This window comes from Afipia sp. GW821-FHT14H12 (genome assembly GCF_058803465.1).
In genome coordinates this window covers 1,648,282-1,667,763 of sequence record NZ_JBXAOZ010000001.1, presented here as the reverse complement: position 1 = coordinate 1,667,763, position 19,482 = coordinate 1,648,282, and the positions used below count along the sequence as shown (strand labels likewise).

30 protein-coding genes and 1 pseudogene are annotated in these 19,482 nt (G+C 55.3%); 16 read left to right on the top strand and 15 right to left on the bottom strand.

Annotated features, from left to right (window positions below; all coding sequences use genetic code 11):
* Window positions 1-215 precede the first annotated feature (215 nt).
* Complete coding sequence (locus AC1RNA_RS08280) at window positions 216-1,937, top strand: site-specific integrase (protein WP_492950771.1); 1,722 nt, start codon at window positions 216-218, stop codon at window positions 1,935-1,937.
* 316 nt (window positions 1,938-2,253) lie between these two features.
* Here the strand turns inward: AC1RNA_RS08280 and AC1RNA_RS08275 are convergent, their stop codons facing one another.
* The 3 genes from AC1RNA_RS08275 to AC1RNA_RS08265 all read right to left on the bottom strand — a co-directional run bounded on the left by AC1RNA_RS08275 (window position 2,254) and on the right by AC1RNA_RS08265 (window position 5,533).
* The gene (locus tag AC1RNA_RS08275; protein ID WP_492950770.1) at window positions 2,254-2,910 is read right to left on the bottom strand and encodes a hypothetical protein; all 657 of its coding nucleotides are present in this window, start codon (window positions 2,908-2,910) and stop codon (window positions 2,254-2,256) included.
* A 413-nt stretch (window positions 2,911-3,323) separates the two neighbouring features.
* The gene (locus AC1RNA_RS08270; protein WP_492950769.1) at window positions 3,324-4,280 is read right to left on the bottom strand and encodes a tetratricopeptide repeat protein; all 957 of its coding nucleotides are present in this window, start codon (window positions 4,278-4,280) and stop codon (window positions 3,324-3,326) included.
* A gap of 125 nt (window positions 4,281-4,405) precedes the next feature.
* Window positions 4,406-5,533, bottom strand: coding sequence for a tetratricopeptide repeat protein (locus AC1RNA_RS08265; RefSeq protein WP_492950768.1), 1,128 nt, complete (start codon window positions 5,531-5,533; stop codon window positions 4,406-4,408).
* Between the two features lie 849 nt (window positions 5,534-6,382).
* Between AC1RNA_RS08265 and AC1RNA_RS08260 the strand changes: the two genes are divergently transcribed.
* Both AC1RNA_RS08260 and AC1RNA_RS08255 read left to right on the top strand, forming a co-directional pair.
* Window positions 6,383-7,051, top strand: a complete 669-nt coding sequence (locus AC1RNA_RS08260; RefSeq protein WP_492950767.1) for a site-specific integrase — start codon at window positions 6,383-6,385, stop codon at window positions 7,049-7,051.
* Window positions 7,051-7,692: a tyrosine-type recombinase/integrase gene (locus AC1RNA_RS08255; protein ID WP_492950766.1), complete on the top strand. Its 642-nt coding sequence runs from the start codon at window positions 7,051-7,053 to the stop codon at window positions 7,690-7,692. Before AC1RNA_RS08260 ends, AC1RNA_RS08255 begins: the two co-directional genes overlap by 1 nt.
* Before the next feature lie 36 nt (window positions 7,693-7,728).
* Here the strand turns inward: AC1RNA_RS08255 and AC1RNA_RS08250 are convergent, their stop codons facing one another.
* The 3 genes from AC1RNA_RS08250 to AC1RNA_RS08240 form a co-directional block, all read right to left on the bottom strand.
* Window positions 7,729-7,878, bottom strand: a complete 150-nt coding sequence (locus AC1RNA_RS08250) for a hypothetical protein (RefSeq protein WP_492950765.1) — start codon at window positions 7,876-7,878, stop codon at window positions 7,729-7,731.
* Window positions 7,879-7,900: 22 nt separating this feature from the next.
* Window positions 7,901-8,152: an SDR family oxidoreductase gene (locus tag AC1RNA_RS08245; protein WP_492950764.1), complete on the bottom strand. Its 252-nt coding sequence runs from the start codon at window positions 8,150-8,152 to the stop codon at window positions 7,901-7,903.
* Window positions 8,153-8,314: 162 nt separating this feature from the next.
* Window positions 8,315-8,752, bottom strand: coding sequence for a GreA/GreB family elongation factor (locus tag AC1RNA_RS08240; RefSeq protein ID WP_492950763.1), 438 nt, complete (start codon window positions 8,750-8,752; stop codon window positions 8,315-8,317).
* A 444-nt stretch (window positions 8,753-9,196) separates the two neighbouring features.
* Here AC1RNA_RS08240 and AC1RNA_RS08235 point away from each other — a divergent pair, with 444 nt between their 5' ends.
* Complete coding sequence (locus tag AC1RNA_RS08235) at window positions 9,197-9,694, top strand: YciE/YciF ferroxidase family protein (RefSeq protein WP_492950762.1); 498 nt, start codon at window positions 9,197-9,199, stop codon at window positions 9,692-9,694.
* A gap of 269 nt (window positions 9,695-9,963) precedes the next feature.
* On the top strand, window positions 9,964-10,140 hold the full coding sequence (locus AC1RNA_RS08230) for a DUF3606 domain-containing protein (protein WP_492950761.1): 177 nt from the start codon (window positions 9,964-9,966) through the stop codon (window positions 10,138-10,140).
* Window positions 10,141-10,193: 53 nt separating this feature from the next.
* On the opposite strand, the gene AC1RNA_RS08225 is transcribed toward AC1RNA_RS08230, so the two are convergent.
* From AC1RNA_RS08225 to AC1RNA_RS08215, 3 genes are all read right to left on the bottom strand, one after another.
* Window positions 10,194-10,382, bottom strand: coding sequence for a hypothetical protein (locus AC1RNA_RS08225; protein ID WP_492950760.1), 189 nt, complete (start codon window positions 10,380-10,382; stop codon window positions 10,194-10,196).
* 11 nt (window positions 10,383-10,393) lie between these two features.
* Complete coding sequence (locus AC1RNA_RS08220) at window positions 10,394-10,720, bottom strand: hypothetical protein (protein ID WP_492950759.1); 327 nt, start codon at window positions 10,718-10,720, stop codon at window positions 10,394-10,396.
* A gap of 72 nt (window positions 10,721-10,792) precedes the next feature.
* Complete coding sequence (locus AC1RNA_RS08215; RefSeq protein WP_492951199.1) at window positions 10,793-11,248, bottom strand: Hsp20 family protein; 456 nt, start codon at window positions 11,246-11,248, stop codon at window positions 10,793-10,795.
* Window positions 11,249-11,709: 461 nt separating this feature from the next.
* Between AC1RNA_RS08215 and AC1RNA_RS08210 the strand changes: the two genes are divergently transcribed.
* Both AC1RNA_RS08210 and AC1RNA_RS08205 read left to right on the top strand, forming a co-directional pair.
* The gene (locus AC1RNA_RS08210; RefSeq protein WP_492950758.1) at window positions 11,710-11,961 is read left to right on the top strand and encodes a hypothetical protein; all 252 of its coding nucleotides are present in this window, start codon (window positions 11,710-11,712) and stop codon (window positions 11,959-11,961) included.
* Window positions 11,962-12,145: 184 nt separating this feature from the next.
* Window positions 12,146-12,439 (top strand): hypothetical protein, encoded by a 294-nt coding sequence (locus AC1RNA_RS08205; protein WP_492950757.1) that lies wholly within the window; start codon window positions 12,146-12,148, stop codon window positions 12,437-12,439.
* 88 nt (window positions 12,440-12,527) lie between these two features.
* On the opposite strand, the gene AC1RNA_RS08200 is transcribed toward AC1RNA_RS08205, so the two are convergent.
* Window positions 12,528-12,680, bottom strand: coding sequence for a hypothetical protein (locus AC1RNA_RS08200; protein WP_492950756.1), 153 nt, complete (start codon window positions 12,678-12,680; stop codon window positions 12,528-12,530).
* 307 nt (window positions 12,681-12,987) lie between these two features.
* Here AC1RNA_RS08200 and AC1RNA_RS08195 point away from each other — a divergent pair, with 307 nt between their 5' ends.
* From AC1RNA_RS08195 to AC1RNA_RS08165, 7 genes are all read left to right on the top strand, one after another.
* Window positions 12,988-13,200 (top strand): hypothetical protein, encoded by a 213-nt coding sequence (locus AC1RNA_RS08195; RefSeq protein ID WP_492950755.1) that lies wholly within the window; start codon window positions 12,988-12,990, stop codon window positions 13,198-13,200.
* Between the two features lie 6 nt (window positions 13,201-13,206).
* Window positions 13,207-13,656, top strand: coding sequence for a hypothetical protein (locus tag AC1RNA_RS08190; RefSeq protein WP_492950754.1), 450 nt, complete (start codon window positions 13,207-13,209; stop codon window positions 13,654-13,656).
* Window positions 13,653-14,090: a hypothetical protein gene (locus tag AC1RNA_RS08185; protein ID WP_492950753.1), complete on the top strand. Its 438-nt coding sequence runs from the start codon at window positions 13,653-13,655 to the stop codon at window positions 14,088-14,090. The genes AC1RNA_RS08190 and AC1RNA_RS08185 overlap by 4 nt, the downstream gene beginning before the upstream one ends.
* Window positions 14,083-14,745 carry an SOS response-associated peptidase gene (locus AC1RNA_RS08180; RefSeq protein ID WP_492950752.1) on the top strand — a complete coding sequence of 221 codons (663 nt, stop codon included), beginning with the start codon at window positions 14,083-14,085 and terminating at the stop codon, window positions 14,743-14,745. Before AC1RNA_RS08185 ends, AC1RNA_RS08180 begins: the two co-directional genes overlap by 8 nt.
* The gene (locus AC1RNA_RS08175) at window positions 14,726-14,995 is read left to right on the top strand and encodes a hypothetical protein (RefSeq protein WP_492950751.1); all 270 of its coding nucleotides are present in this window, start codon (window positions 14,726-14,728) and stop codon (window positions 14,993-14,995) included. Before AC1RNA_RS08180 ends, AC1RNA_RS08175 begins: the two co-directional genes overlap by 20 nt.
* Window positions 14,988-15,200, top strand: coding sequence for a hypothetical protein (locus AC1RNA_RS08170; protein ID WP_492950750.1), 213 nt, complete (start codon window positions 14,988-14,990; stop codon window positions 15,198-15,200). The genes AC1RNA_RS08175 and AC1RNA_RS08170 overlap by 8 nt, the downstream gene beginning before the upstream one ends.
* A gap of 160 nt (window positions 15,201-15,360) precedes the next feature.
* The gene (locus AC1RNA_RS08165) at window positions 15,361-15,585 is read left to right on the top strand and encodes a hypothetical protein (RefSeq protein WP_492950749.1); all 225 of its coding nucleotides are present in this window, start codon (window positions 15,361-15,363) and stop codon (window positions 15,583-15,585) included.
* Between the two features lie 267 nt (window positions 15,586-15,852).
* On the opposite strand, the gene AC1RNA_RS08160 is transcribed toward AC1RNA_RS08165, so the two are convergent.
* Entirely contained in the window at window positions 15,853-16,380 is a 528-nt protein-coding gene (locus AC1RNA_RS08160; protein ID WP_492950748.1) for a lysozyme, read from the bottom strand.
* Between the two features lie 55 nt (window positions 16,381-16,435).
* Between AC1RNA_RS08160 and AC1RNA_RS08155 the strand changes: the two genes are divergently transcribed.
* Entirely contained in the window at window positions 16,436-16,564 is a 129-nt protein-coding gene (locus tag AC1RNA_RS08155) for a hypothetical protein (RefSeq protein WP_492950747.1), read from the top strand.
* Between the two features lie 256 nt (window positions 16,565-16,820).
* Complete coding sequence (locus tag AC1RNA_RS08150) at window positions 16,821-17,027, top strand: cytochrome b/b6 domain-containing protein (RefSeq protein ID WP_492951198.1); 207 nt, start codon at window positions 16,821-16,823, stop codon at window positions 17,025-17,027.
* Window positions 17,028-17,216: 189 nt separating this feature from the next.
* On the opposite strand, the pseudogene AC1RNA_RS08145 reads toward AC1RNA_RS08150, so the two are convergent.
* The 4 genes and pseudogenes from AC1RNA_RS08145 to AC1RNA_RS08130 all read right to left on the bottom strand — a co-directional run.
* Window positions 17,217-17,402, bottom strand: a pseudogene (locus AC1RNA_RS08145) (c-type cytochrome); the annotation flags it as partial.
* A gap of 566 nt (window positions 17,403-17,968) precedes the next feature.
* Window positions 17,969-18,637 carry a cytochrome c oxidase assembly protein gene (locus AC1RNA_RS08140; RefSeq protein WP_492950746.1) on the bottom strand — a complete coding sequence of 223 codons (669 nt, stop codon included), beginning with the start codon at window positions 18,635-18,637 and terminating at the stop codon, window positions 17,969-17,971.
* Window positions 18,638-18,648: 11 nt separating this feature from the next.
* Window positions 18,649-19,053, bottom strand: a complete 405-nt coding sequence (locus tag AC1RNA_RS08135; RefSeq protein WP_492950745.1) for a c-type cytochrome — start codon at window positions 19,051-19,053, stop codon at window positions 18,649-18,651.
* On the bottom strand, window positions 19,041-19,481 hold the full coding sequence (locus AC1RNA_RS08130) for a hypothetical protein (protein WP_492950744.1): 441 nt from the start codon (window positions 19,479-19,481) through the stop codon (window positions 19,041-19,043). The genes AC1RNA_RS08135 and AC1RNA_RS08130 overlap by 13 nt, the downstream gene beginning before the upstream one ends.
* Window position 19,482: the final 1 nt, after the last annotated feature.

The window sequence follows — 19,482 nt, the reverse complement described above, 5'->3', positions numbered from 1 at the left end:
ATCGCTGTGTGACATCCCCCAGTGATGTCACACAGCCAATCGCGCCCCGAAAGGACGAAAGCACGATGGCGCGAGCTCCCTATCTCACCCGCCGCGAGGGCGGCCGATATTATCTACAGATACGTTTGGGCCGATTTGCATCCGAGCTTTACGAGCGCTCTGTTTTGCGGGCCTCATTGAAGACGTCAGTGTATGCGGAAGCAAAGAGGCGTCTGATGAGTAGCTTTGCGTGGGCCATTGAGATCGTTAACGCGCCGGATCTCGACTCTCTTGGATTTATTCTGCTGGGCCGGTTAAATCGGTTCACCAGCCTTGGTCAACCCGACGATGAGCGCACCCTCGCCGATCGTCAGGCGTTCGAACATCAAGTGCGCACTTTCATCACCCGCTGCCGGGAACGCCAATACCTCTACAGTCACAATTTTCCGGACTTCGCCGAAGCCTGGTGCGAATTCATTCGTCAGAACCAGGCTTCAGAGGCGCAACTTGCCATCATTGCCCGGCGCCGCGAATACGAGCGCGGCCGCAGCGAAGCGACTGAAGCCTTGGCGAATGGCTGGGCTGCCACCTCGACCGCTCCTCGCACACCGATTGAACCCGTACCCACCGCATCATCGCGCTATCCGGATATTCCACCCGAACTTCAACCATTCATTACGGAGAGCGCGGAAAGTCATGCGTTAGTACCCGCGCAGTCTTCGGAAGTTGAAATAACGCCCTTGGCCATCAACGAAGTTGAAATCCAGTCTTCACTACGACTCTCGGAAGTCATCGAGAAATTTTACGCATACAAAAAAAAACGAAAACCGGACGATCGCACCCGCGGGAACTATGGTCCGGTGCTTTCATTCATGATCGACTTTCTAAACGACCCCTTGATCGGGTCGCTTACAGAAGATGACTTCGATCGCATCGAAAAAGCGCTGCCCGATATTCCAAAGCGGAACAAAATTCCTCAAGATCATACTGAGAGCCTGTTGGCGCGATACAATTATGCCCGGGATCACGGGTGGGAGAAACTGACTCGCCTGACTGCGAGGAGCATTGAAAAATATCACGCGCAAATCGAAGCTTTCTTCAAGTGGGCAAAGTCTAAGAACATCTACACAGGTCCAAATCCCGACATGGCGTTCATTAGTCCAGAAAATTTCGCATCGATCGGCCGCGACGCCTTCGACACTGATGAATTGGTCCGGCTCTTCCGCCTTGCTTTGTTTACCGGCTGCGGCGGTAATCACCGGATTTGGACCAAAGGCAACTACTTTGTTCAAAGTCATTTGTATTGGGCTTACCTCATTCTCGCCTTGACTGGCATGCGAGCCGGCGAAGTCGGCCAGATCCGCTGCAACGATCTCGTGTGTATCGACGGACTCTATTTTTTCGACTTACGGCCATTCGACCCGCGCAGTGGTCGCGTCGCAATTAAAGATTTGCGTCAGCTGAAAACGCGCACGTCGGACCGGATTGTTCCGATTCATCCGCTCCTCATCGACCTTGGTCTGCTCCAGCGCGCCGACGAATTATCTGCGCTAGGTACGGACCGGCTGTTTCCCGAATGGAAGCCTTATCAAAAATCGACCGGCGAACTGAGATGGGGGCAACCCATCACAAAATCATGGCAATACGTTAAACCGCTTCTGGAAATCACGCGCGCCGACATTGCATTGTACAGCACCCGTCATCTGATGGCGGAGGCGCTGGACAGTGAAGCCATCGCACAACGCACGCGCGATCGGATACTGGGGCATGCTGGCCCTGCCAGTTCGCGTTACGGGCGCAAGAACTCTCTGTCAGAAAAGCAGTCGGAGGCCTTGATCGCTGCACTCGATTCACCGGTTATCTGCAAAATCAGCGAAATCCTTCTGGCCGCCAAAGAAAAGTCAGATCGTGGCGAGTTGATCGTGCTGAAACCGTGGCTCACAGGCCAGCCAAGTTGAGTTGGAGAACCTGCCATCCAGCCCGTCAAAAACCTTGAAACTTTTGTCTGATCTTTTGAAACAAGAATCTCAGCTCATGAAACGTAAGTCTGAAGGTTTTTTGGGCTTATGAAAAATGTTACAAAACGTCTGAAATACGTTTCAAAATGGGGGATGTAACGGGGGGAGAACTTGCAAACTCCGCCGCCACTCAACGCGCGATATCAGAGCAATTTCAAAACGCGAGCGGCGGCGATGAAATGTGGCAGGCGCTTCGGAAGGTTTTTCCTTGGCTCTGGAAAGCCGCTCTCGGCGCTCTTATTCGAGCATTATGACCTTATGGTTTTGAGCCCCAATCGTTGGTTCCTTCGAGAAACAGGCGACCTTGGGATTCCATCGGCGCTAGAGATGTACTCTCGACCACTAAATCCTGAACCAGGCGCTCAGCGAAGGTGGCAATCGACACGTGACCCGCCGAGCCAAGGAATGCAGCGAGTTCGATACGAATGTCTCTGTCAACTACCCGAAGGCTTACAATCAACCTCTCAATTCGGTCTTGAGCTTCAGCCGCGTCAGCCGCATCCGGACTAGCATTTATGTGCGCCATCACTGAAGCTTGCGTCACTCGCTGACCACTTTTCACAGACGCCACGACGGCTGATACGGTTGCTTCCGGAGCGTTTCTCGCCGCGAGCCTTTGAGCAATGCCGAGTGGCAAATCCCTCGCTACATCCTGCCCGACCCGCTCCACGAACCTGTTCAAGTTCATGTATATTTGAGCCAGACGCCGATCCAAACCCAGCGCGTCAGAACAAAAGGTCCCGAACCGACCATGGGGCAGAATATTTTTAGCTTCACGCAGCATCCCACCGATCTTTGCGGCCTGCTCCGTCGTCATTCTTAGCGCAAGTCTCAATCTTGTCGCCAAGTGACGAAGTTCATCGCGCGTTTCTTCTCGAATCGTCCGATAGTCGAAACTGTCCTCATCAATCATGCGAGATTCCAATGTGCTGAAGCACGATGCGCCAGCTAATTACGCACATTGGAGCAATATCAAATCAACTACGTATTCAACGAAATCCTCAGATCTGATTCGGTGATAGTGTGCATCTTGCCATCATTCAAATGCGAAACAGTTTCGCATTTGAACCGACGTCCATCACGGCTATCGTTGATTCATGGGCTGGCAAGAGCATCTAACTAGCGCCAAAAGCCGACACAGCAGGCGTCCCACCATCTGCGGCCAGCAAAATCGCAGTGCGGTCCTCTGCCGCGGGCGATCACCAGTATGTTAGCGTAAAAACATACGCGCCAATAACAACTTTCGATGACGAAACAGTTTGCGCTTGAAGGAAGCGCACTTCGTTTATTGGCTACTATACTTAGCTAGTTTGAACAAATGCTCCGTCATAGAGGATCGCTCAACTTCTCAAAGCACGAGTTCAGGCGAAAACATGCGTGTATGTTATGCGACATCTCCAGCGATGGTTGGCCGTTAAGCGCCGTTTCCGGAAAACCGTTATCTCTTAGCAAGAGCTGAATGCGCAGGATGGAGCGTTTATTGGCTAGCTTTACCGATTCCACTGCATCATCGCCGGCTTCATCGAAGCGGTTCATTTTGCGTAGTATGAGCGCTCTATTCAAATAGAGGCCCGAAAGTTGGTCCCCATTGAACGCGTACTTGCGATGGCCGTCCACCGTCTCCAATACCGCATTATATTCCCCCAAGGCGGCTTCATCTTTACCCATCCGCTCGTATGCGGCGGCGAGCATTAATCTCAGATCGAAGCGATTGGGCTCTCGCCCTATCGCGACTTGAAAATCAGCCACTGCCTTTGCGGAATCCCCATTGCCCATATTCGCAATAGCACGACGCTCGATTAACCCCATGTCGTTAGGGTTTCTGGCAGACAGATAGTTTAAATCTTTGACCGCTTCCGAAAATTGCCCTACCTGCATCAGAAGCGTGGCCCGTTGCGAGCGTGAAAAGGTATGCTGCGGATGAGAAGCGACAATCTTGTCGAACTCGCGCAATTCCTCCATCGGAAGCTGACTTGATAGAAGAGCCAGAGACGCTTGTGTGTCTGCATCGTTTGGCTCTAGCGAATCGGCCTTTTCCAATTCAACTCGCGCAAGTTCGAGATTCCCGGACGACATAGCAAGTCGTCCCACCAGCAAGTGAATCTTGGAATCACTCGGCATTTCGACTGAGAGTTCAGATGCTTCCTTCAGCGCATCGCCGAACTGGTTGAGATCAATGTAATAGTCAATCCGCTTACGTCTTGCCGCTTCTCGTTGGGAAGCGTCCATACCATCCGCAAGCACCGGCAATTCGCAAGGCGGCGTATGGTTGTACTTCGCCATGACGCACGATGTAGATCGAAAGTAAAAATACCCTGCGCTCGGGGGAGCCTCGGCATGTGCCGGCATAATTAGCGCCGCCAAAGTAACTATGACGTACTGCGCAAGGTTATGTCGGGCTCTTTTCTTCATCCGCATTGATCATCCAACATACAAGCTTGAGCTGCATCATAGAGAAGCGGACGAGGATCTCGATCGTCAGAAATTTCAGGAAGCAGCCCGTTTGACCTCAGCATCTTAATTTTTTTGAACATGAAGCCTGGATCGACTTTGAACGCAGCAACAGCTTCGGCCGAAGCCTCCTCTGTCCTCGATAGCTTCTTTAGCGAAAGAGCTCTCGACCAGTGCATGAAGCCATTCTCTGGGAATAAACTGATCGCCCTAGCCATCTCGCTTTGAGCGTCATCGTAGCGTTGGGTGTAGAAAAAGACGCGAGCCTGCTGTTCAATAGCGAACCAATAATTTGGATCGTAAACGAGCGCCTTATCCAAATCATCCTGCACCGATTTTATGGGCTCTGAGTTCTCCAAGAGGAAATTGGCTCGCCACGAATAGGTCAGCTCACTCGGGTCTTTTCGGACAGCTTCATCATATGACGCACGAGCATCTGCGATACGCCCTGCTTGTCTGAGCATTCCGGCATGATCAAGCGAAACAGAAACACGGAATGTCGTGCCCTTTTTATAGTAAGTGACAACGTTTGGCTTTGTTATCGCCTCAGCAGGCAGAGACAAGATTTCCTCTGACTCCTTCAGCGCTTCGGGCAGCATGCCATTGGCTTTGAATAACTGCATCCTGTTGAAGTGCGCCAACACATTGAGTCGATCTAATTCAATCGCTCGGTCATAGGCGCTTTTCGCTTCACTGAATGAATCTCTTCCACGGCTAGCCAGGACAGCACCGATCAGGCCATACGCTTCACTGTAATTGGAGTCGATTTTGAGCGCCGCATTGGCCATCTGAATTGCTCGGAGCGGCTGCCGTTTGTCGACAGCACACCAGCCTCTTCGAGCGAGCAATTCCTTGTCGCCCGGGGTCAATTTAATGGCCTGATCGTAATCAGAGATGGCATCATCTACGCGGCCTAATTTATGCAACGACCGAGCTCTTATTTTGAGTGCCGCGGCTCTTTCGCTGTCCGAAAGATCGGAACGCTCAAGCTTCTTAGAGCAAGATTGGACCGCCTCTTTAGCTCCGTACTCAAATGAACGGATAGAGCAATCGGCTACTTGAATGCCAGGTGTCTCAGCCTTCAACTCCCCGACCGGAAGCGATACCACCAGCGGGATGAGAGCCGCGAGGCACAATAATCTTCTTGTTTCGCTCGATCGAGCGCCTCCGAAGTATGATGCCATCTAGCCCATTTTGCCATCTCAATGAAGTTTCGATACTTATTTACCGAGACTCCCATTGAGGCGAGGCTTCCGAAATCGAGGCATTTTTCTTAAAGGTTTAATTGGATGGCGCGTCACCAACCTGAATAATATGTAAGAAATTGCGTAGATCTTGCAGTCACCGACCATTGGTCACCGGCCTACGATAGATGCGCGGCTCGCCGTGCACCCATTCATCCTCCTTATTAGTGGCAAACTGGATAGCCTTTCCCTAAATGTTTATCAGTGGAGCGGATTGGATAGCAGCAATCTACTGCTGATTTTTTAGTGCCCCCGATTACGGACCCGCGCGCAAGCGGCGGCATACTGTGGGTTGTCCCCCAGCCCATTCTCCCAATGGGTGCGACTTGGCCGGACGCCTCCCCTTATTTCCGGCACGTCGCATTACGACTTGAAGGCGACTGACCGCGCGTTAGGCTCATCAGAAAGTCTCGGAGTCGCTGTTTCGACATCAACGCCGCTAAGGATGCTCCAGTCCCGCAGCGGGGACGACGCTGATGCCTAAAGCGAGCGGTAATCATCGCGAAGCCTTGGCTCAGACTGATCCAGATGCGCCTATGCGCCTGTCGGTCCTTGCCGCATTAACCTTCCCTGACGGCAGATGACGCCTTCCGGCTTACGCAGAGAAGCTGCTCGCGGACGGCTCATCATCGAGCAGGTCGCGGGGAAAGATTACTCGACGATAAATCACGTTCGGAGGATGAGAGAATTATGCCGCGTAAAGCACAACGACCAAGACTCTGGCTGCGATCAGAGCATCGCGACTGCGGTGGCTCGCTTCGACCAGCAACTTGGGTCATCCTTGACCGAGGCAAGCAGTTCGCCACAAGATGCTCTGAGAGCCAAACTGCAGAAGCAGAGAAATGCCTCGCGGCGTACCTCGCCGCGAAACACCAGCCAAAGCAGCAACGTAACGACATCGAAGACATCGACATCGCCGACGTGATCTCGATTTACGTCGATGATCGAAGGCTCCTTGATCATCCATCCGCTACAAAGTTATTCGGTCGTCTCGAACGCCTTAACGAGTTCTGGGGTGGCAAAAAACTTTCCGAGATCAACGGCGAGACCTGCCGCGAATATGCGCGGCACATCGGGTCGGAAGGTGGGGCACGCCGTGATCTTGAAGACCTTCGCGCCGCCATCAATCATCATGCGAAAGAAGGGTATCACCGCGGGATCGTTCGGGTCGTCTTGCCCCCGAAGGGCAAAGCTCGCGACCGATGGCTAACCCGCGATGAAGTAGCCCGGTTGCTTTACGTATGCTGGACGTATGCTGGCGCGCGCGCGAGTACCAGACTGTTCACCGCGGTCCCAACAAAGGCACCTTGGTCGAGACAGATCGACGGCCACTTCGACATCTGGCGCGGTTCATTCTGATGGCACTTTATACCGGCACGCGCACCAACGCCGTGATGACAGCGTCGATCAAGCGCGGCGAAAGTCGGTCATTCGTCGATCTCGACAACGGCATCTTTTACTGGCTGGCAGAAGGCCGGCAGGCGACCAAGAAGCGACAGCCGCCGGTGCCCATTCCACCCCGACTGCTGGCGCATCTGCGCCGCTGGCGCGACGAGCGCATCATTCGTGATTTTGTCGTGGAGTGGAACGGCGAACCGATCAGGTCATCGGTGAAGACCGCGTTTAACAGCGCCGCCGCGCGGGCAGGCCTCGATGGCCACGTGACCGCTCACACCTTGCGCCACACCGCCGCGACCTGGCTGATGCAAGCCGGCATCGACAAATGGGAGGCAGCTGGGTTTCTCGGTATGTCGGTCGAGATGCTCGACCGCGTTTATGGGCATCACCACCCAAGCCACCTCAAACAGGCCGCGAGGTCGATCGGTTATCGTCGGCAGGACGTTTCGTTGGCGGTATCGTTGGCGAAGCGGGACGCTTCCACCATAGACACCTCGCAAACCATTGAAATTGTTGGTGGGCCCGGCAGGACTCGAACCTGCAACCAGACCGTTATGAGCGAACCGCTCAACCCGCATAAGACAACAAAATCAAATACTTAGATCGACTTCGATTTCATCTTTTTGCGTTTATAACAGCTATATCATTGGCGAAACGTTGGCGAGACCGGGCTCCCAGAGCCGCATGGCACCCTCGTCACCGAAGATGCGATCGAAGATCGGCACCATGGTTTCAAGATCGAGGCGCGTTTCATTGACGTCAAAAACGATCAGGGGAAATTTTGACATGGCTTACCACTCCAGTTTTCGTTCAGACCGACCGGGCATCGCCACCATGCATGCGCAGCACGGTGCCCGTCCTCCAGCGAACCGCCGGAGAGACCGCGAACGCCATCACCTCGACGATTTCCTCCGCCGATCCGAAGCGTTTGATCCCGGCCTGCTTGAGGAAACCCTGCTTGGTCTCGTCGAGGCTGATGTTCTTCGCAGCGGCCACCCTCTCCAGCATCGACAGACGCCGTCCCGTCACGATCGCGCCAGGCGACACACTGTTGACCTGCACGCTGTCCTCAATACCGCGATCGGCAAACGCCGTCCTCGGCGAATAGTTTGGTAATTGGCTTCCGTGCGATGATCGCCCGCTGAAGTCCCATCGGCGATGGCCGGCGTTCGATGGCCTTGGTGAGAAGATTTTCGATCTTATCCTTCAGTATCTCATCTCGATTTAATCGTTGGTTTTGTCCGTCTGCGTCCCGATCGCGACGATCTTGGCCTCTCCCCGACCAAACCGTAGAACGTCCCCGACTATCTTCCCCATAAGAGCTCTTGCCAGCGGCGATACATGGGGCAAAAGGCCCTTATTGGGGTCTGCCTCGTCTTCTCCAACGATTCTATATGCTAAACGGCGGCCACTCCGCTCAATTGAAACGACGCTACCGAACCTCACGGTCGAAGAATCGGTTGGCGAAGGGACGATCTCTGCCGTAGTGCGTCTCGCGTCCCAATACCGCAGGTCTCGCGCCACCGAGGCCAAAGCATTGCGGTCACCCTCGAGCTGCGCCTCGGCAAGTTTCGCTCGCAACACGGTTATGGTGCTATCAATAAGTGCCAATCCCTCAATGCTTACGTAGTTTGGGTGATCAGAGACAAGCCGATCAAACATGTCGCCACTGAAGAAACGAACCGTGATGCTCTCGAAGCCAAAAGTGGTGGTTCACCGAGCATCAACGCGAATAGCTGCTTAAATAACACAAGTTAATTACCGCATTTGAAAACGGGGCACTTGCTCACGGCTCCTGCGTTTTAGCTCAATTTCCCCGGTATGTGCTCTCCAGCAAACGGGTTTGGCTTGACGCACATCTGACCGAGCGCAGAGGCGCCGAAGGCGTTCCCCCCACGAATCGAAGTTAAGCTCCGGCTAGATGGATGAAACCATATCCATACGAAAACATTAATGAACGCTCGCGCCGGGTGACAACCGGCCACAACGGGGACGATGGACGCGGTCATTTTGCCGGTTTCTGACCGCGACACCAACGCATCGGTACGCGCTGACATCTGACCTGTTCTCGACGCGAGCACACACCCCAATTAGAGGCTGGCACCCATGGCGAAGACTAAAACTCTCAAGGATCTATTCCATGACACGCTCAAGGATATCTACTTCGCTGAAAAGAAGATCATGAGCGCATTGCCGAAGATGGCGAAGGCAGCTCAGAGCGATGACCTGCGGGCAGCTTTCGAAAAGCATCTCGAAGAAACCGAGGGGCAGGTCGAGCGCCTTGAATCCGTCTTCGAGGAGCTCGGTGAAACGACTCGCGGCAAAACCTGCGATGCAATTATGGGGATCTTGGACGAAGGCAAAGAGATCATGTCTGAGTACAAAGGCGCTCCTGCCCTGGATGCCGGCCTACTCGCTGCCGCTCAAGCCGTTGAGCATTATGAAATCTCACGCTACGGAACGCTCATCACTTGGGCAGACGAACTCGGTTTAAAGAAAGCCAGCCAACTTCTAAAAGAGACGTTGGCCGAAGAAAAGAAAACGGACCAGACACTTTCCAGCATTGCAAAGTCCGTTGTGAACGCGGAAGCCGAGGCTGCATAACCCCATTGGCTCGGCGTAAAGCCGAGCCAGTTTTTCTGAGGTCGGACAATGCCTCCCGCAGTTAGACTGGTCGGATACGATCTCTACAAACTTCCAAAAAAAAGTGGCGAAAGCTCGGAAAGAAGCTGCCCACAAAACGGGTCTTAAGAAAACGGCAAAACTTGTCTCTGATGAAGGCAAGGAGCAAAGCTGCAAAGCAAAAAGGCTGAAATAGGAAACCCGGCAGCCTGCCCGCTTGTTCTTGCCCGAGCAAAACCGAGGAAATCGACATGGCCGACGATCTAGCCAAGAGGGGTTCGCAGGACCGCAGCCACATCAACATGCACGAAGATTACGAAGTGAAATATTGGACGCATCATCTGGGCGTCAGCCGGGACGAGCTGAAGAAAGCCGTCGATAAGGTCGGAAATTCCCCCGCGGCGGTGCGGAAAGAACTCGGGAAATAGCCCTTACTGGATGTCCTACGGCCGTCGTGTCCCACGGCGGCCGCCAGGATGAATTATCCGGTTGGGCGGCTATCAAGTCCAAGGCCACGCTCAAGGCTGGCAATTCTGGATTCTAAATCCGTCATCCAGTCCTCGGCAGGAATCATTCTCGGTCCTCCGACCTTGATTTCAGAGCCGAGAACGGCCTTTTTCAGTCGCCGCAGCCGCTGAAGCTCGAAGGCTTGGGGCATGCTCTTAAACATCGCCGCCTCCATCAGGCCGCCGCGGGCACGCGGGATACGGATCGACGCCGGACAGGTTTTCCTCCCGGCGGCCTCGGGCGGTGATCGAGGCTAGAGAGGGCTTCCAAGATTTCGTCGATCGACACAGGACACCGTTGTCCGGGAATAGATCGAAGCGATGGGCAAGAGCTAACAGCGGCGGCATCCGATGCCCAAGAAGCGAGGATCGCTCTCTTCTCCGCAATTGTCAGGCCTTTGTCTGCCAACACATCGCGTGGGTGGTCATAAACCGCACCGGGATGAAAGATTGCATCGAGATCGAAAACGTCGTCGTCGTTGAATCTACCGTGGATAGTCATGTCGTCCTCCTTCTTCTCCTTTCGTTGCGGACGCCAGTGGGGCGGCTCGAAAACCGAGCCGCCCGAGGAAGGTCAAGCAGCCTTCGATTCAATTTGGTGGACGTTGGATGAGGAAGATCCAGCGTTGATTTCGATTTTCCGTGGCTTCATCGCCTCCGGAATCTCTCGAACCAGATCGATGCGCAGGATGCCATTCTCGAACGAGGCATCTTTCACCTCGACATGGTCTGCAAGGCTGAACTGCCGCCTGAACGCCCGCGCGGAAATTCCGTGGTATAGGAAGTCCCGTTTTTCCTCGTTCTTGCGGCCCTCAATGGTGACAACATTCTGCTCAGCAGTAATGTTGACGTCGCTCGGCGCGAATCCGGCCAATGCCAGGGAAATCTGGTACTGGTCCTCACCGACGCGCTCGATGTTATACGGGGGGTAGCTTTCCTCGTTGCTGCGTTGCGCAGCGTCGACGAGATCGATCAATCGGTCAAAGCCGATCGAAGAGCGCCAAAGAGGCGTAAAATCAAAGGTTCTCATAGCCAAATCCTCCATAGAGCAAGATGGATACGAGCAGACACCGGACACCACCGGCGCCCGCCTCACGGAGCCCTTCAGGCGCTCCGCACCACTCATCGTGGCGACAAAAAAATTAGAAAGGGTCCGGTCATCGTCAAGAGGGGTCGCAAAAAATTTCAATCCTCGCTCCTCCGCCGACTCGTCCGAAGCCGCCTCCCTGTCCAGGTCTCTTTGATTTTCGTCAATAGCGAACGATCGATTCCCCGTTAACTGGATTTCGCAGCCGAGCGACCCTGCAGGTACGGCCGTTAAGGTTGAGCCCCGGACCGCAAATGGTCTGGGGCGCCTTGGCGAAGATGACCGTTAATCCGCGCTCCTGAGCTGCCTCATCCAAGAGGCCTACACCGTAAATTAAGCTTGGAACCCGGTCTGCACTTACGGCATTATGATGGCCGGTTTTGGGTAAATCGGCGTAATCGGCCATGAAGGACATCAAGCTTTACATCGACAAACTCAATGCCGACGCCGAGCATTGCGTCACAATCAGCCAAACGGCCACGAACGAGACCAAGCGCGCGGCCTTTAGCAATCTAGCCCAGACCTATCGAAGGCTAGCGGCGGACCTCCAGCGAATCTTGGAGGATCACGCCGAGACGGACGCACAGCGGGAGGAGCATCTACTGGGGCTTATTTCCGACAGGACCGATGAATGTTTCCCGTCCGACGGCAGCTAATCCCCCGACTTCACCCGTCTCATCCGAAACTCGATCCCCCGCTCCCTGTCGCCGCTCCGGGCCTCGGTTCCGTTTCTGCCACCCGATGGTCTGGAAATGGTCACGGGGCGAGGCGGAACGGCCTTCTGCCACCGTGCGTTTTGTGGTGTGCCGACCATCTCGGAAGGCGCTTTGGAGGACGATCATGCAAAATAATCTGATATCCGCCGTCGCTTTGGCCGTAATCGGATTCACAATCCCCGCATCAGCCGCCGACATCGGTTACGTTCAGGAACCGGTGGCCGAGATTTACACCCGGCCTGGGCCGATGCCAATTCAGGCGGCCATCGATATCGCCAATGGAGTCGGGTTGGTTTCCCTGTCCAGCACGAACAAATGGGGGAACGAGTGGCAGATCGAGGGATATGACGTTACCGGAAACTATATGGAAGTGGATGTAGATGCGCGCACCGGTGCGATCGTGGATGTCGATAGGTAGCGTCGGTCGCGGCCGACCAGCATGCATACTCAATCGGCCAAACGCAGTCTTCTCATCCGGAACTCGATCCGGTCCCCGGCAGTTCCCGTCACCACTCGACCTCTGTCATGCAGGTGCCGTTGCCGCGCATATAACCGTTTGTTGAATAGCTATTAGAGTTCGAACCGATGCCGTAGCCACCATGCTGGGCGTGTGCCTGTCGCCAGCGCAACCATGCTTGCCGCCAAAATCCTTTTTTCATTGAAAATCCTCCAAGCTTAAAATTGGCGAAGGAAGCGAAGGCACACACATGGCAGCCCGTAAGCGAAAGGGCGCGGAGAGCTTCCCGCCCTTCCCTGGATTCGCTGAACCAGGCGGAAGACCGCCCTGTCAACTTGCTTCTTACGCACGCCAGGACGGCTCTCGACGTCCTTGCTTTGTGCGAGCCCTCTTATTTACGATCCGGTCATGACCCCCGGCCCTCTCTCCAAAATCCTGAACGAGAAGCGCCTTGGCTACGTCGAGGAGCATGGGTCGAGGGATCGGCCGGTGAAGCGGAGGAAGCTGAGATGACCGACCCGATCCCCTTCCGTCCCCGCCGCACTCTATCCCGCTACGCCAGCGACAAGGCCGTGAAGGACTTTGAACGCGTAGCGAAGAGCCAAGGCTTATTTATCGACGACAAGAGGATCATGGAGCTACTCGATAATCCGAATCCGTCCGGCGAGACGATTGAGGAGCTAGCGAAGTTGTTGGGGCAGACGGAAGAGCCGAAGTTTTGATGTATCATGGCCAAAGACCTGTCCCACATCCACATGCCGCTCTCCGGCGGCGACAGGAAGGCTCTCCGTAAGGAATTGGCCAGGTCGCGCGGCGTTTCCAACATGCTGGAGAATGCGTCGATCGAGAAACGTGCGGCCGGCGAGCAACTGATCCGCGAGGCCGACGATCTCTCCTGCCAAAGCTGGAACGAGCGTATGTGGTCCGAGGGCGGTCCTGCTCAACCATCACCTACCATCGGTCAAGCCCTCAACGCCGACTATCGCTGGCTGGAAGTTCTTTGCACCCGCTGCCGCAAGCGCCTGAGCGTTGATCTAAGCCTCATCAAGCGACCATCAGACACCGGCATCCACCAACTTGAAAACTCGCTTCGCCATGAGGCTTGTCGGCGCCATGGCGAGACGCCATTCACCATCCTCAAGCAACTAGCAAAGACCCAACGGGAGCCGGCTGAATGACGGAACTGACACGAAGACGACTGGGTACAGCCTTCGAGAGCTGGGCCATTTTCCATGGTGACGTTCGGATTGGTTCTATCAGCGCGCGCTCTGGCGTTCCGAAACACGTCAACCCATGGCAGTGGTCCTGCGGGTTCTATCCAGGATGCGGTCCTTGTGAAATGACATCCGGCACCGCGGCTGACTTCACGGAAGCCCGCGAGGCATTCGAGATGGCATGGAAGGCCCTCCAGCCCCACAAGACCGAGGCCGACTATCAGGAGTGGCGCGATCACCGCGACTTCACAGATTGGAAATACACGATGCGGGACGAGGGCCTGCAGCTCCCGACGCAAAGCACCTCTGGCATCTCAAAATGCTATTGCGGCAAGACCATCACCATAGCCGGCATCTCAGAGCACGTTCGGCAACATCACTCGGCCGCCAATGTGTAACCTCTACTCCCAGACCAAGGGTCAAGCCGCCATCATTGCCCTGACGCGGGCGATGGAGGATCGCACCGGCAACCTGCCGCCAATGCCCGGCATATTCCCGGATTACGCGGCACCGATCGTTCGGAATGAGGCCGGGCAGCGCGTTCTGACAATGACGCGCTGGGGAGTGCCCTCGCCTCAGAACGTGCTCGCCGCGTCAAAGCGCGATCCGGGCGTCACCAACATCCGCAACACCGCCTCCCCGCACTGGCGGCGCTGGCTTGGCGTCGAGAACCGCTGCGTCGTGCCGTTCACGTCATTCAGCGAGTTTAACAAGGCCGAAGGCGGTGACATCTGGTTCGCTTTCGATGAAACCCGCCCGCTGAACTTCTTTGCCGGGATCTGGGTGCCGAAGTGGAAGTCGGTTCGCAAGGTCAAGGAAGGTGAGATCGAAACCGACCTGTTCGGATTCCTGACGGCATCACCAAACGCCGAAGTTGGCGCCATACACCCGAAGGCGATGCCAGTAATCTTGACGACTCAGGATGAAATTGAGACGTGGCTAACTGCGCCGAAAGAACAAGCGCTGAAGCTGCAGCGACCGTTGCCGGATGAATCGCTTAAGATCGTCGGTCGCGGCGCGAAGAAAGACGAGAATGCATCCGAAGCTGTTTAAGACCGACGACCCTTTCACCAACACCGAAGCCGCCGCAAAAGAACTGATCCGACTTTGCAAAGCCGAAATGGAGCAAGCCAACCGCTCTTTCGCATATACGGGAACGGTCAACTTCACTTTCATCTACGACGGCGGGAGTACACCTGCGAGTTACGGCGCGGGCAGAGATTACGCGATCAACAAGGGCTGGCTGGCCATTGACGAAAGCGGATCGCGGATCATGATCACCCCGGAGGGCGAGGATGCCTAGGAAGCTGATCGAGTTCGATGAGGACACGCTTCAGAAGCTGACTATGCTCGGCCGCGACCGGATGGCTACGTTCCAAGAGCTTGCCGATGAGGCATTTGCCGATCTGCTGAAAAGGCACGGCGTTCCGGTCGATCTGAACGATGCGCTGAAAAAGAGCGTGAAGCCAACACAGACAAATAAAAAGACGCGCAGGCCCCGCTCCTGAGATCGCGGGAATACTGCGCGTCCGTTCCCGCCGTGCACAAATCGGCGGGTGTCACCATTCTTCGCAACTTCTAAAATTATCTCTGATGCTGCACGTTCCGCGGAACTGCGCCTACTTTTCTGCATTTATGGCCAAGGTTCAACATGCGAGGAAGGAGCACATGAAGAGCAACGGCTGGTCGGAAGACGATCTTCAAACATTGCGGTTGTATGCTGAGGAAGGGCGATCCGTTTATCGGATTGCGGCTGCACTGGGACGAACAGTTTCTGGAGTTCGTACAATGGCCAATCGGATTGGCGTAAAAATTAAAGTTAAAAGGCCTGCCCAACGGGCGGCCAGGACTGGTTCATTTTCTTCAGGAACAAATCACGCAATGCCTCATTGAATCCGCCGTTCAGTTGTGGAGTTGCGTATGAGTTGGTCGAAGCCGCTCGATGTGGTGTTTGTGCCTGCGAAGGGTAATCGATTAAGACGCTGGTGCTCCTAGCCCTTCCTTTGGGGGCCGTGATTTTTCTCTGGGTGCTTTAGGATCGGAACGATCAGTCCAGTATTGCGTTGCGATGCGGATGTAGCCCTACAAAATGCCGATGCACTTCAGTTTGTTTTCGATAACTGTCGTTCTTTTATTGCTTTGGGTTTGGTTCAACAGCCGTCAGGAATGAGCCAGCGCCAGCGCGCCCTTCACATCACCAGCGAACATCAGGCCCTCGGCCTTCCGACGCCGCGTCAGGCCCGCCAGAACGCGGCCGCCTGCCCTATTCCACTTCGCCAGTTCGGCCGGGATGGCGGCCTTGTTTCCCGCGTTCAGCTTCTTCCACAGTGTCGCCGTGGCAGGCCCGCCCGTATTGTATGACCACGACACCAGCGCATCGAACTCGCTCTGAGTCAGCGGGACATGGCAAAGCTCCTGCACATGGCGCTCGAATGTCAGCATGTCGCCCGCCAGTGCTGCATCGCACTCAGCCTGTGACCAGATCGCGCCAGCCGAGAAGCGCGGCAGATGATGATTGGTGTGGCCCCAACCTATGGTCAGGATGCCAGCCGAATCCCGATAGGTCGTGAAGCGACCCTTCTGACCTGGGACGGCCTTCATGCAGGCCTCAAAAGCCCGCACCAGTTCAAGACCGGCCGGACCCATGCACAAGGTCTCGTCCGCGACCGCTAGGGCTGCGTTGGGCATTCGAATACTCCGTTTTGGCAGTTGTCTTCGCCGCCTTCAGGGATACGGTTCCCTGATGTCGGATGATGATGGGGCGGCCGAACTCATCCTCGGCATTGTTTTGGGTATTGGTGTTGGCGCTGCAGCGATAATCCTGGTCGCCGCGTTCTTCTTTGATGTATTTCCGCCCTTACTCGGACGATAGCGCCACGGCGCTTCTGGCGCTGCGTTGGGCATTGGATTTGTGCTTAAAATGAGTTGGTCTGTGCAGATTTCGGCGCTAGATTCTCGGCTTTCATCCGCGAGTTACTTAATCTCTTCGACAACAATGAGCAGGCCGCCCTCGCTCAAAACGACTACCGGCGTGGCAGCCCAACCTTTCAGAGCTTGTCCATTGGCTGCTTCTATGCGCTCGCCCTCGCAACGACGATGAGCAATTGGCTTTTCGGCTCAGCCCGTGGATGGGCAAATATCTATACTTCGCAATTCCGTTGCCGATGCTAGCCTCGGAAAGTCCAACACTTATACATGGGATTGATGGGCTGCATCAGTTCCCGGAATGGGCAATGCTCATCGTGGTCGGTATTCATGTCGGTGCCGCGATCATACATCTGTTGGTTTATAGAGATCGCGTAATGCAACAAATGTGGCCCGGTGAACCCTCATAGCGAGAGATCGCTTACTTTTAGCTTGTTTGCGCTTGCCTATCTCCCAAGGCTTGCCTCACTCCTGGCGCCGAGGGTGACAGCGTCGTGGCGCCATCACCAACGAGCGTTCAGAAGGCCGGAAACAATTGATGGTGGCGTCGGCCGGCAGACGCCACCATCAAATTGCACCCATCAGCCGAGAAATGCGGCTTACTTCTTCTTGCCGCTGGCGTCGAATTGCTTAAGGAAGGCCGTCAGATCGCCGACCTTTTTCTCGTCTTTCAATCCGGCAAAGACCATCTTGGTGCCGGGCACCTTGGCTTTCGAATCCTTGATGTATTCGCGGAATGTGGGTTCATCCCAAGTGAGACCTGAGTTCTTGTTGGCTGCGGAATAGGTTTGCGGGCCGGTGCCTCATCGCCCGAGAGACCGGCACCGTAAGATTTAACAGAGGTCGGGGCACTTCAGAAGAATATCGCGCTGCGCACCGGTGAAGCGCTGGGTCGTAAGCAATTCTACCGTCACTTCTGGGGCAAATTATCGGGTGCCGAGCAGGATCGTTAGGAGGATGGACGAATTCTTGATGCCCTTCAGCGAATGGATCTCGTTGCCTGCGAGGTAACCCATTCGCCTGCGCTCAATGTGATTTGCGAATCCGTCAGGCTGAGCGATATGCATCCTTCCAGACTATGCAGCATAACATTGCCGGGCACCTTGTGCGGCGAGATTTCCGCTCCCGTCAATACGATCAACCGAACTGCTTCAAAATATTCAGATTTTACGAGAGCTGCCGGAGACTCCGTGACCCCTCCAAGATGCGCTTATAGCGTTTGTCGCATAGCGCGGGGCCTGCCATTGGTGCGACGGCTCCACAGGTCGCACAGAGTCTTGACATCGGAATTAATGATTCAATCAGCCCGTCGATGATATATCGCCCGGAGTAAAATTGCCGATATTGTGGTTCATTTCCTCGCATCAGAATGATCTGGCTTTTTCGTCACAATGATGGATAAGGTCCAACCGGTGCCGACGAGATACGGCAAGCCGCCTCCTACCGCCATAAGCACGCCTCCCAGATGCTGGTCCTGTAACCGATCCAGCCCAAATGCCCCGCGACAAAGATGCGGATCGTAGAGCAACATCGGGGCAAGCGTCAGAATCAGTCCAAACATAGTCATATGCGTAAAAGTAAGGAACAACGCGATTGCCGCTGCGGGCGCTGTCTCGCGGCTTCGCGCCGACAACGCCGCGGTCCAGACAGCAAGGCCAGCAACTAGAAATGACGCCTGCTCCAGGACAAAGAGGCTTGTACTGCGCGCCGCTGCATCGTGGAGCAGAGGGACGTGCCAACCCCAGACGATCACCGTTTCGAACAAGGTGGCGAGCAGGCACCGCGACAAGGCAGTGCCGAAATCAATCATCTGCGGAACATGGATCGCAAGGCCGAACCCAATGAGCGGCGCTGCAACAACGACGATGCCTAGATGCAGCATCATGTGCGGCGAAAAAGCTGTCTGACTGAGCGACCGCAGCGGTCCCAGCCAAAGTGTGGCTAAGACAAGCAAGCCAGCAAGGAGGCTGGCGTTTCCGCGCCGGGCGACACAACTGGCGGAAATCGTGACCAAGGACATGCCTGGTTCTCTCATTTCAGCGTCGCTAGATATGCTGCGATGTTGCGCGCGTCGCGATCTGATATGCCCAGATTGGGCATAGCGTTGCCGGGAACCACTTTTTGAGGGAAGCGTAGCCAATGCACCATGTTTTCGGGTGTGTTACGCAAAACACCGGCGACGTATTGGCGACTTGCCATTCGTGTAAGCGGCGGGCCGACCATGCCATGTGCCCCAATGATCCCGGGAATATCGTGGCAGGAGCCGCAGCCGAGTTTCTGTATCACCGCCTGACCCTGTGAGGGATCGCCGATGCTGTAGGGATCGCCGGCAAGACCTGACGCTTCAGATTCAGAACAGTTCATGATGCCACCGATCAGCACCAGAGCCACAAGAACCTGCCCAAGCATCAGCCGCAAAAGCATCAAAATTTGCATGACGAGACCAGGAATAGTGACAAGGAATTGGCCAATGTGGCGACGAAAAAGACGATGGATGTGAACACGCTCCAAGTTGCAAGAAACCGTGTACGTCCTTCGCTCGCGTTCAGGATGCGGCCGGAACGCTGACGATGCTCATGCGTGGTGCGCCTCCTCAGGGCCAGCGCGACCATTAGAGCTGCGGCTGCAGTCGCGAGAGCGGCGAAGTTCAACCCTATCACCGCGGGGGCCAGCCAGGCCGGAACGGCGGTCCTCGCTTGACCGTTACAAAGATAGCTCGTGGAAGCGAATCCGAAGAGGAGTTGAATGGCCCATCCCATCGGTGCTCCCAGCAGCGCAAATAGCAACGAGAGAGGGCGAACCTGATGCCGTTGCGGTGCTGGATGGCCAATACCGAGGCCGGTGGCTGGAGAGGTGCTCGACATC

What these genes read in the sequence shown, in the direction of transcription:
- AC1RNA_RS08280 (WP_492950771.1), top strand. Translation starts at nt 216, where the DNA reads ATGAGTAGCTTTGCGTGGGCCATTGAGATCGTTAACGCGCCGGATCTC.
- AC1RNA_RS08275 (WP_492950770.1), bottom strand. Translation starts at nt 2,910, where the DNA reads ATGATTGATGAGGACAGTTTCGACTATCGGACGATTCGAGAAGAAACG.
- AC1RNA_RS08270 (WP_492950769.1), bottom strand. Translation starts at nt 4,280, where the DNA reads ATGGCGAAGTACAACCATACGCCGCCTTGCGAATTGCCGGTGCTTGCG.
- AC1RNA_RS08260 (WP_492950767.1), top strand. Translation starts at nt 6,383, where the DNA reads ATGCCGCGTAAAGCACAACGACCAAGACTCTGGCTGCGATCAGAGCAT.
- AC1RNA_RS08255 (WP_492950766.1), top strand. Translation starts at nt 7,051, where the DNA reads ATGGCACTTTATACCGGCACGCGCACCAACGCCGTGATGACAGCGTCG.
- AC1RNA_RS08250 (WP_492950765.1), bottom strand. Translation starts at nt 7,878, where the DNA reads ATGTCAAAATTTCCCCTGATCGTTTTTGACGTCAATGAAACGCGCCTC.
- AC1RNA_RS08240 (WP_492950763.1), bottom strand. Translation starts at nt 8,752, where the DNA reads ATGTTTGATCGGCTTGTCTCTGATCACCCAAACTACGTAAGCATTGAG.
- AC1RNA_RS08235 (WP_492950762.1), top strand. Translation starts at nt 9,197, where the DNA reads ATGGCGAAGACTAAAACTCTCAAGGATCTATTCCATGACACGCTCAAG.
- AC1RNA_RS08230 (WP_492950761.1), top strand. Translation starts at nt 9,964, where the DNA reads ATGGCCGACGATCTAGCCAAGAGGGGTTCGCAGGACCGCAGCCACATC.
- AC1RNA_RS08225 (WP_492950760.1), bottom strand. Translation starts at nt 10,382, where the DNA reads ATGTTTAAGAGCATGCCCCAAGCCTTCGAGCTTCAGCGGCTGCGGCGA.
- AC1RNA_RS08220 (WP_492950759.1), bottom strand. Translation starts at nt 10,720, where the DNA reads ATGACTATCCACGGTAGATTCAACGACGACGACGTTTTCGATCTCGAT.
- AC1RNA_RS08215 (WP_492951199.1), bottom strand. Translation starts at nt 11,248, where the DNA reads ATGAGAACCTTTGATTTTACGCCTCTTTGGCGCTCTTCGATCGGCTTT.
- AC1RNA_RS08210 (WP_492950758.1), top strand. Translation starts at nt 11,710, where the DNA reads ATGAAGGACATCAAGCTTTACATCGACAAACTCAATGCCGACGCCGAG.
- AC1RNA_RS08205 (WP_492950757.1), top strand. Translation starts at nt 12,146, where the DNA reads ATGCAAAATAATCTGATATCCGCCGTCGCTTTGGCCGTAATCGGATTC.
- AC1RNA_RS08200 (WP_492950756.1), bottom strand. Translation starts at nt 12,680, where the DNA reads ATGAAAAAAGGATTTTGGCGGCAAGCATGGTTGCGCTGGCGACAGGCA.
- AC1RNA_RS08195 (WP_492950755.1), top strand. Translation starts at nt 12,988, where the DNA reads ATGACCGACCCGATCCCCTTCCGTCCCCGCCGCACTCTATCCCGCTAC.
- AC1RNA_RS08190 (WP_492950754.1), top strand. Translation starts at nt 13,207, where the DNA reads ATGGCCAAAGACCTGTCCCACATCCACATGCCGCTCTCCGGCGGCGAC.
- AC1RNA_RS08185 (WP_492950753.1), top strand. Translation starts at nt 13,653, where the DNA reads ATGACGGAACTGACACGAAGACGACTGGGTACAGCCTTCGAGAGCTGG.
- AC1RNA_RS08180 (WP_492950752.1), top strand. Translation starts at nt 14,083, where the DNA reads ATGTGTAACCTCTACTCCCAGACCAAGGGTCAAGCCGCCATCATTGCC.
- AC1RNA_RS08175 (WP_492950751.1), top strand. Translation starts at nt 14,726, where the DNA reads ATGCATCCGAAGCTGTTTAAGACCGACGACCCTTTCACCAACACCGAA.
- AC1RNA_RS08170 (WP_492950750.1), top strand. Translation starts at nt 14,988, where the DNA reads ATGCCTAGGAAGCTGATCGAGTTCGATGAGGACACGCTTCAGAAGCTG.
- AC1RNA_RS08165 (WP_492950749.1), top strand. Translation starts at nt 15,361, where the DNA reads ATGAAGAGCAACGGCTGGTCGGAAGACGATCTTCAAACATTGCGGTTG.
- AC1RNA_RS08160 (WP_492950748.1), bottom strand. Translation starts at nt 16,380, where the DNA reads ATGCCCAACGCAGCCCTAGCGGTCGCGGACGAGACCTTGTGCATGGGT.
- AC1RNA_RS08155 (WP_492950747.1), top strand. Translation starts at nt 16,436, where the DNA reads ATGTCGGATGATGATGGGGCGGCCGAACTCATCCTCGGCATTGTTTTG.
- AC1RNA_RS08150 (WP_492951198.1), top strand. Translation starts at nt 16,821, where the DNA reads ATGGGCAAATATCTATACTTCGCAATTCCGTTGCCGATGCTAGCCTCG.
- AC1RNA_RS08140 (WP_492950746.1), bottom strand. Translation starts at nt 18,637, where the DNA reads ATGTCCTTGGTCACGATTTCCGCCAGTTGTGTCGCCCGGCGCGGAAAC.
- AC1RNA_RS08135 (WP_492950745.1), bottom strand. Translation starts at nt 19,053, where the DNA reads ATGCAAATTTTGATGCTTTTGCGGCTGATGCTTGGGCAGGTTCTTGTG.
- AC1RNA_RS08130 (WP_492950744.1), bottom strand. Translation starts at nt 19,481, where the DNA reads ATGTCGAGCACCTCTCCAGCCACCGGCCTCGGTATTGGCCATCCAGCA.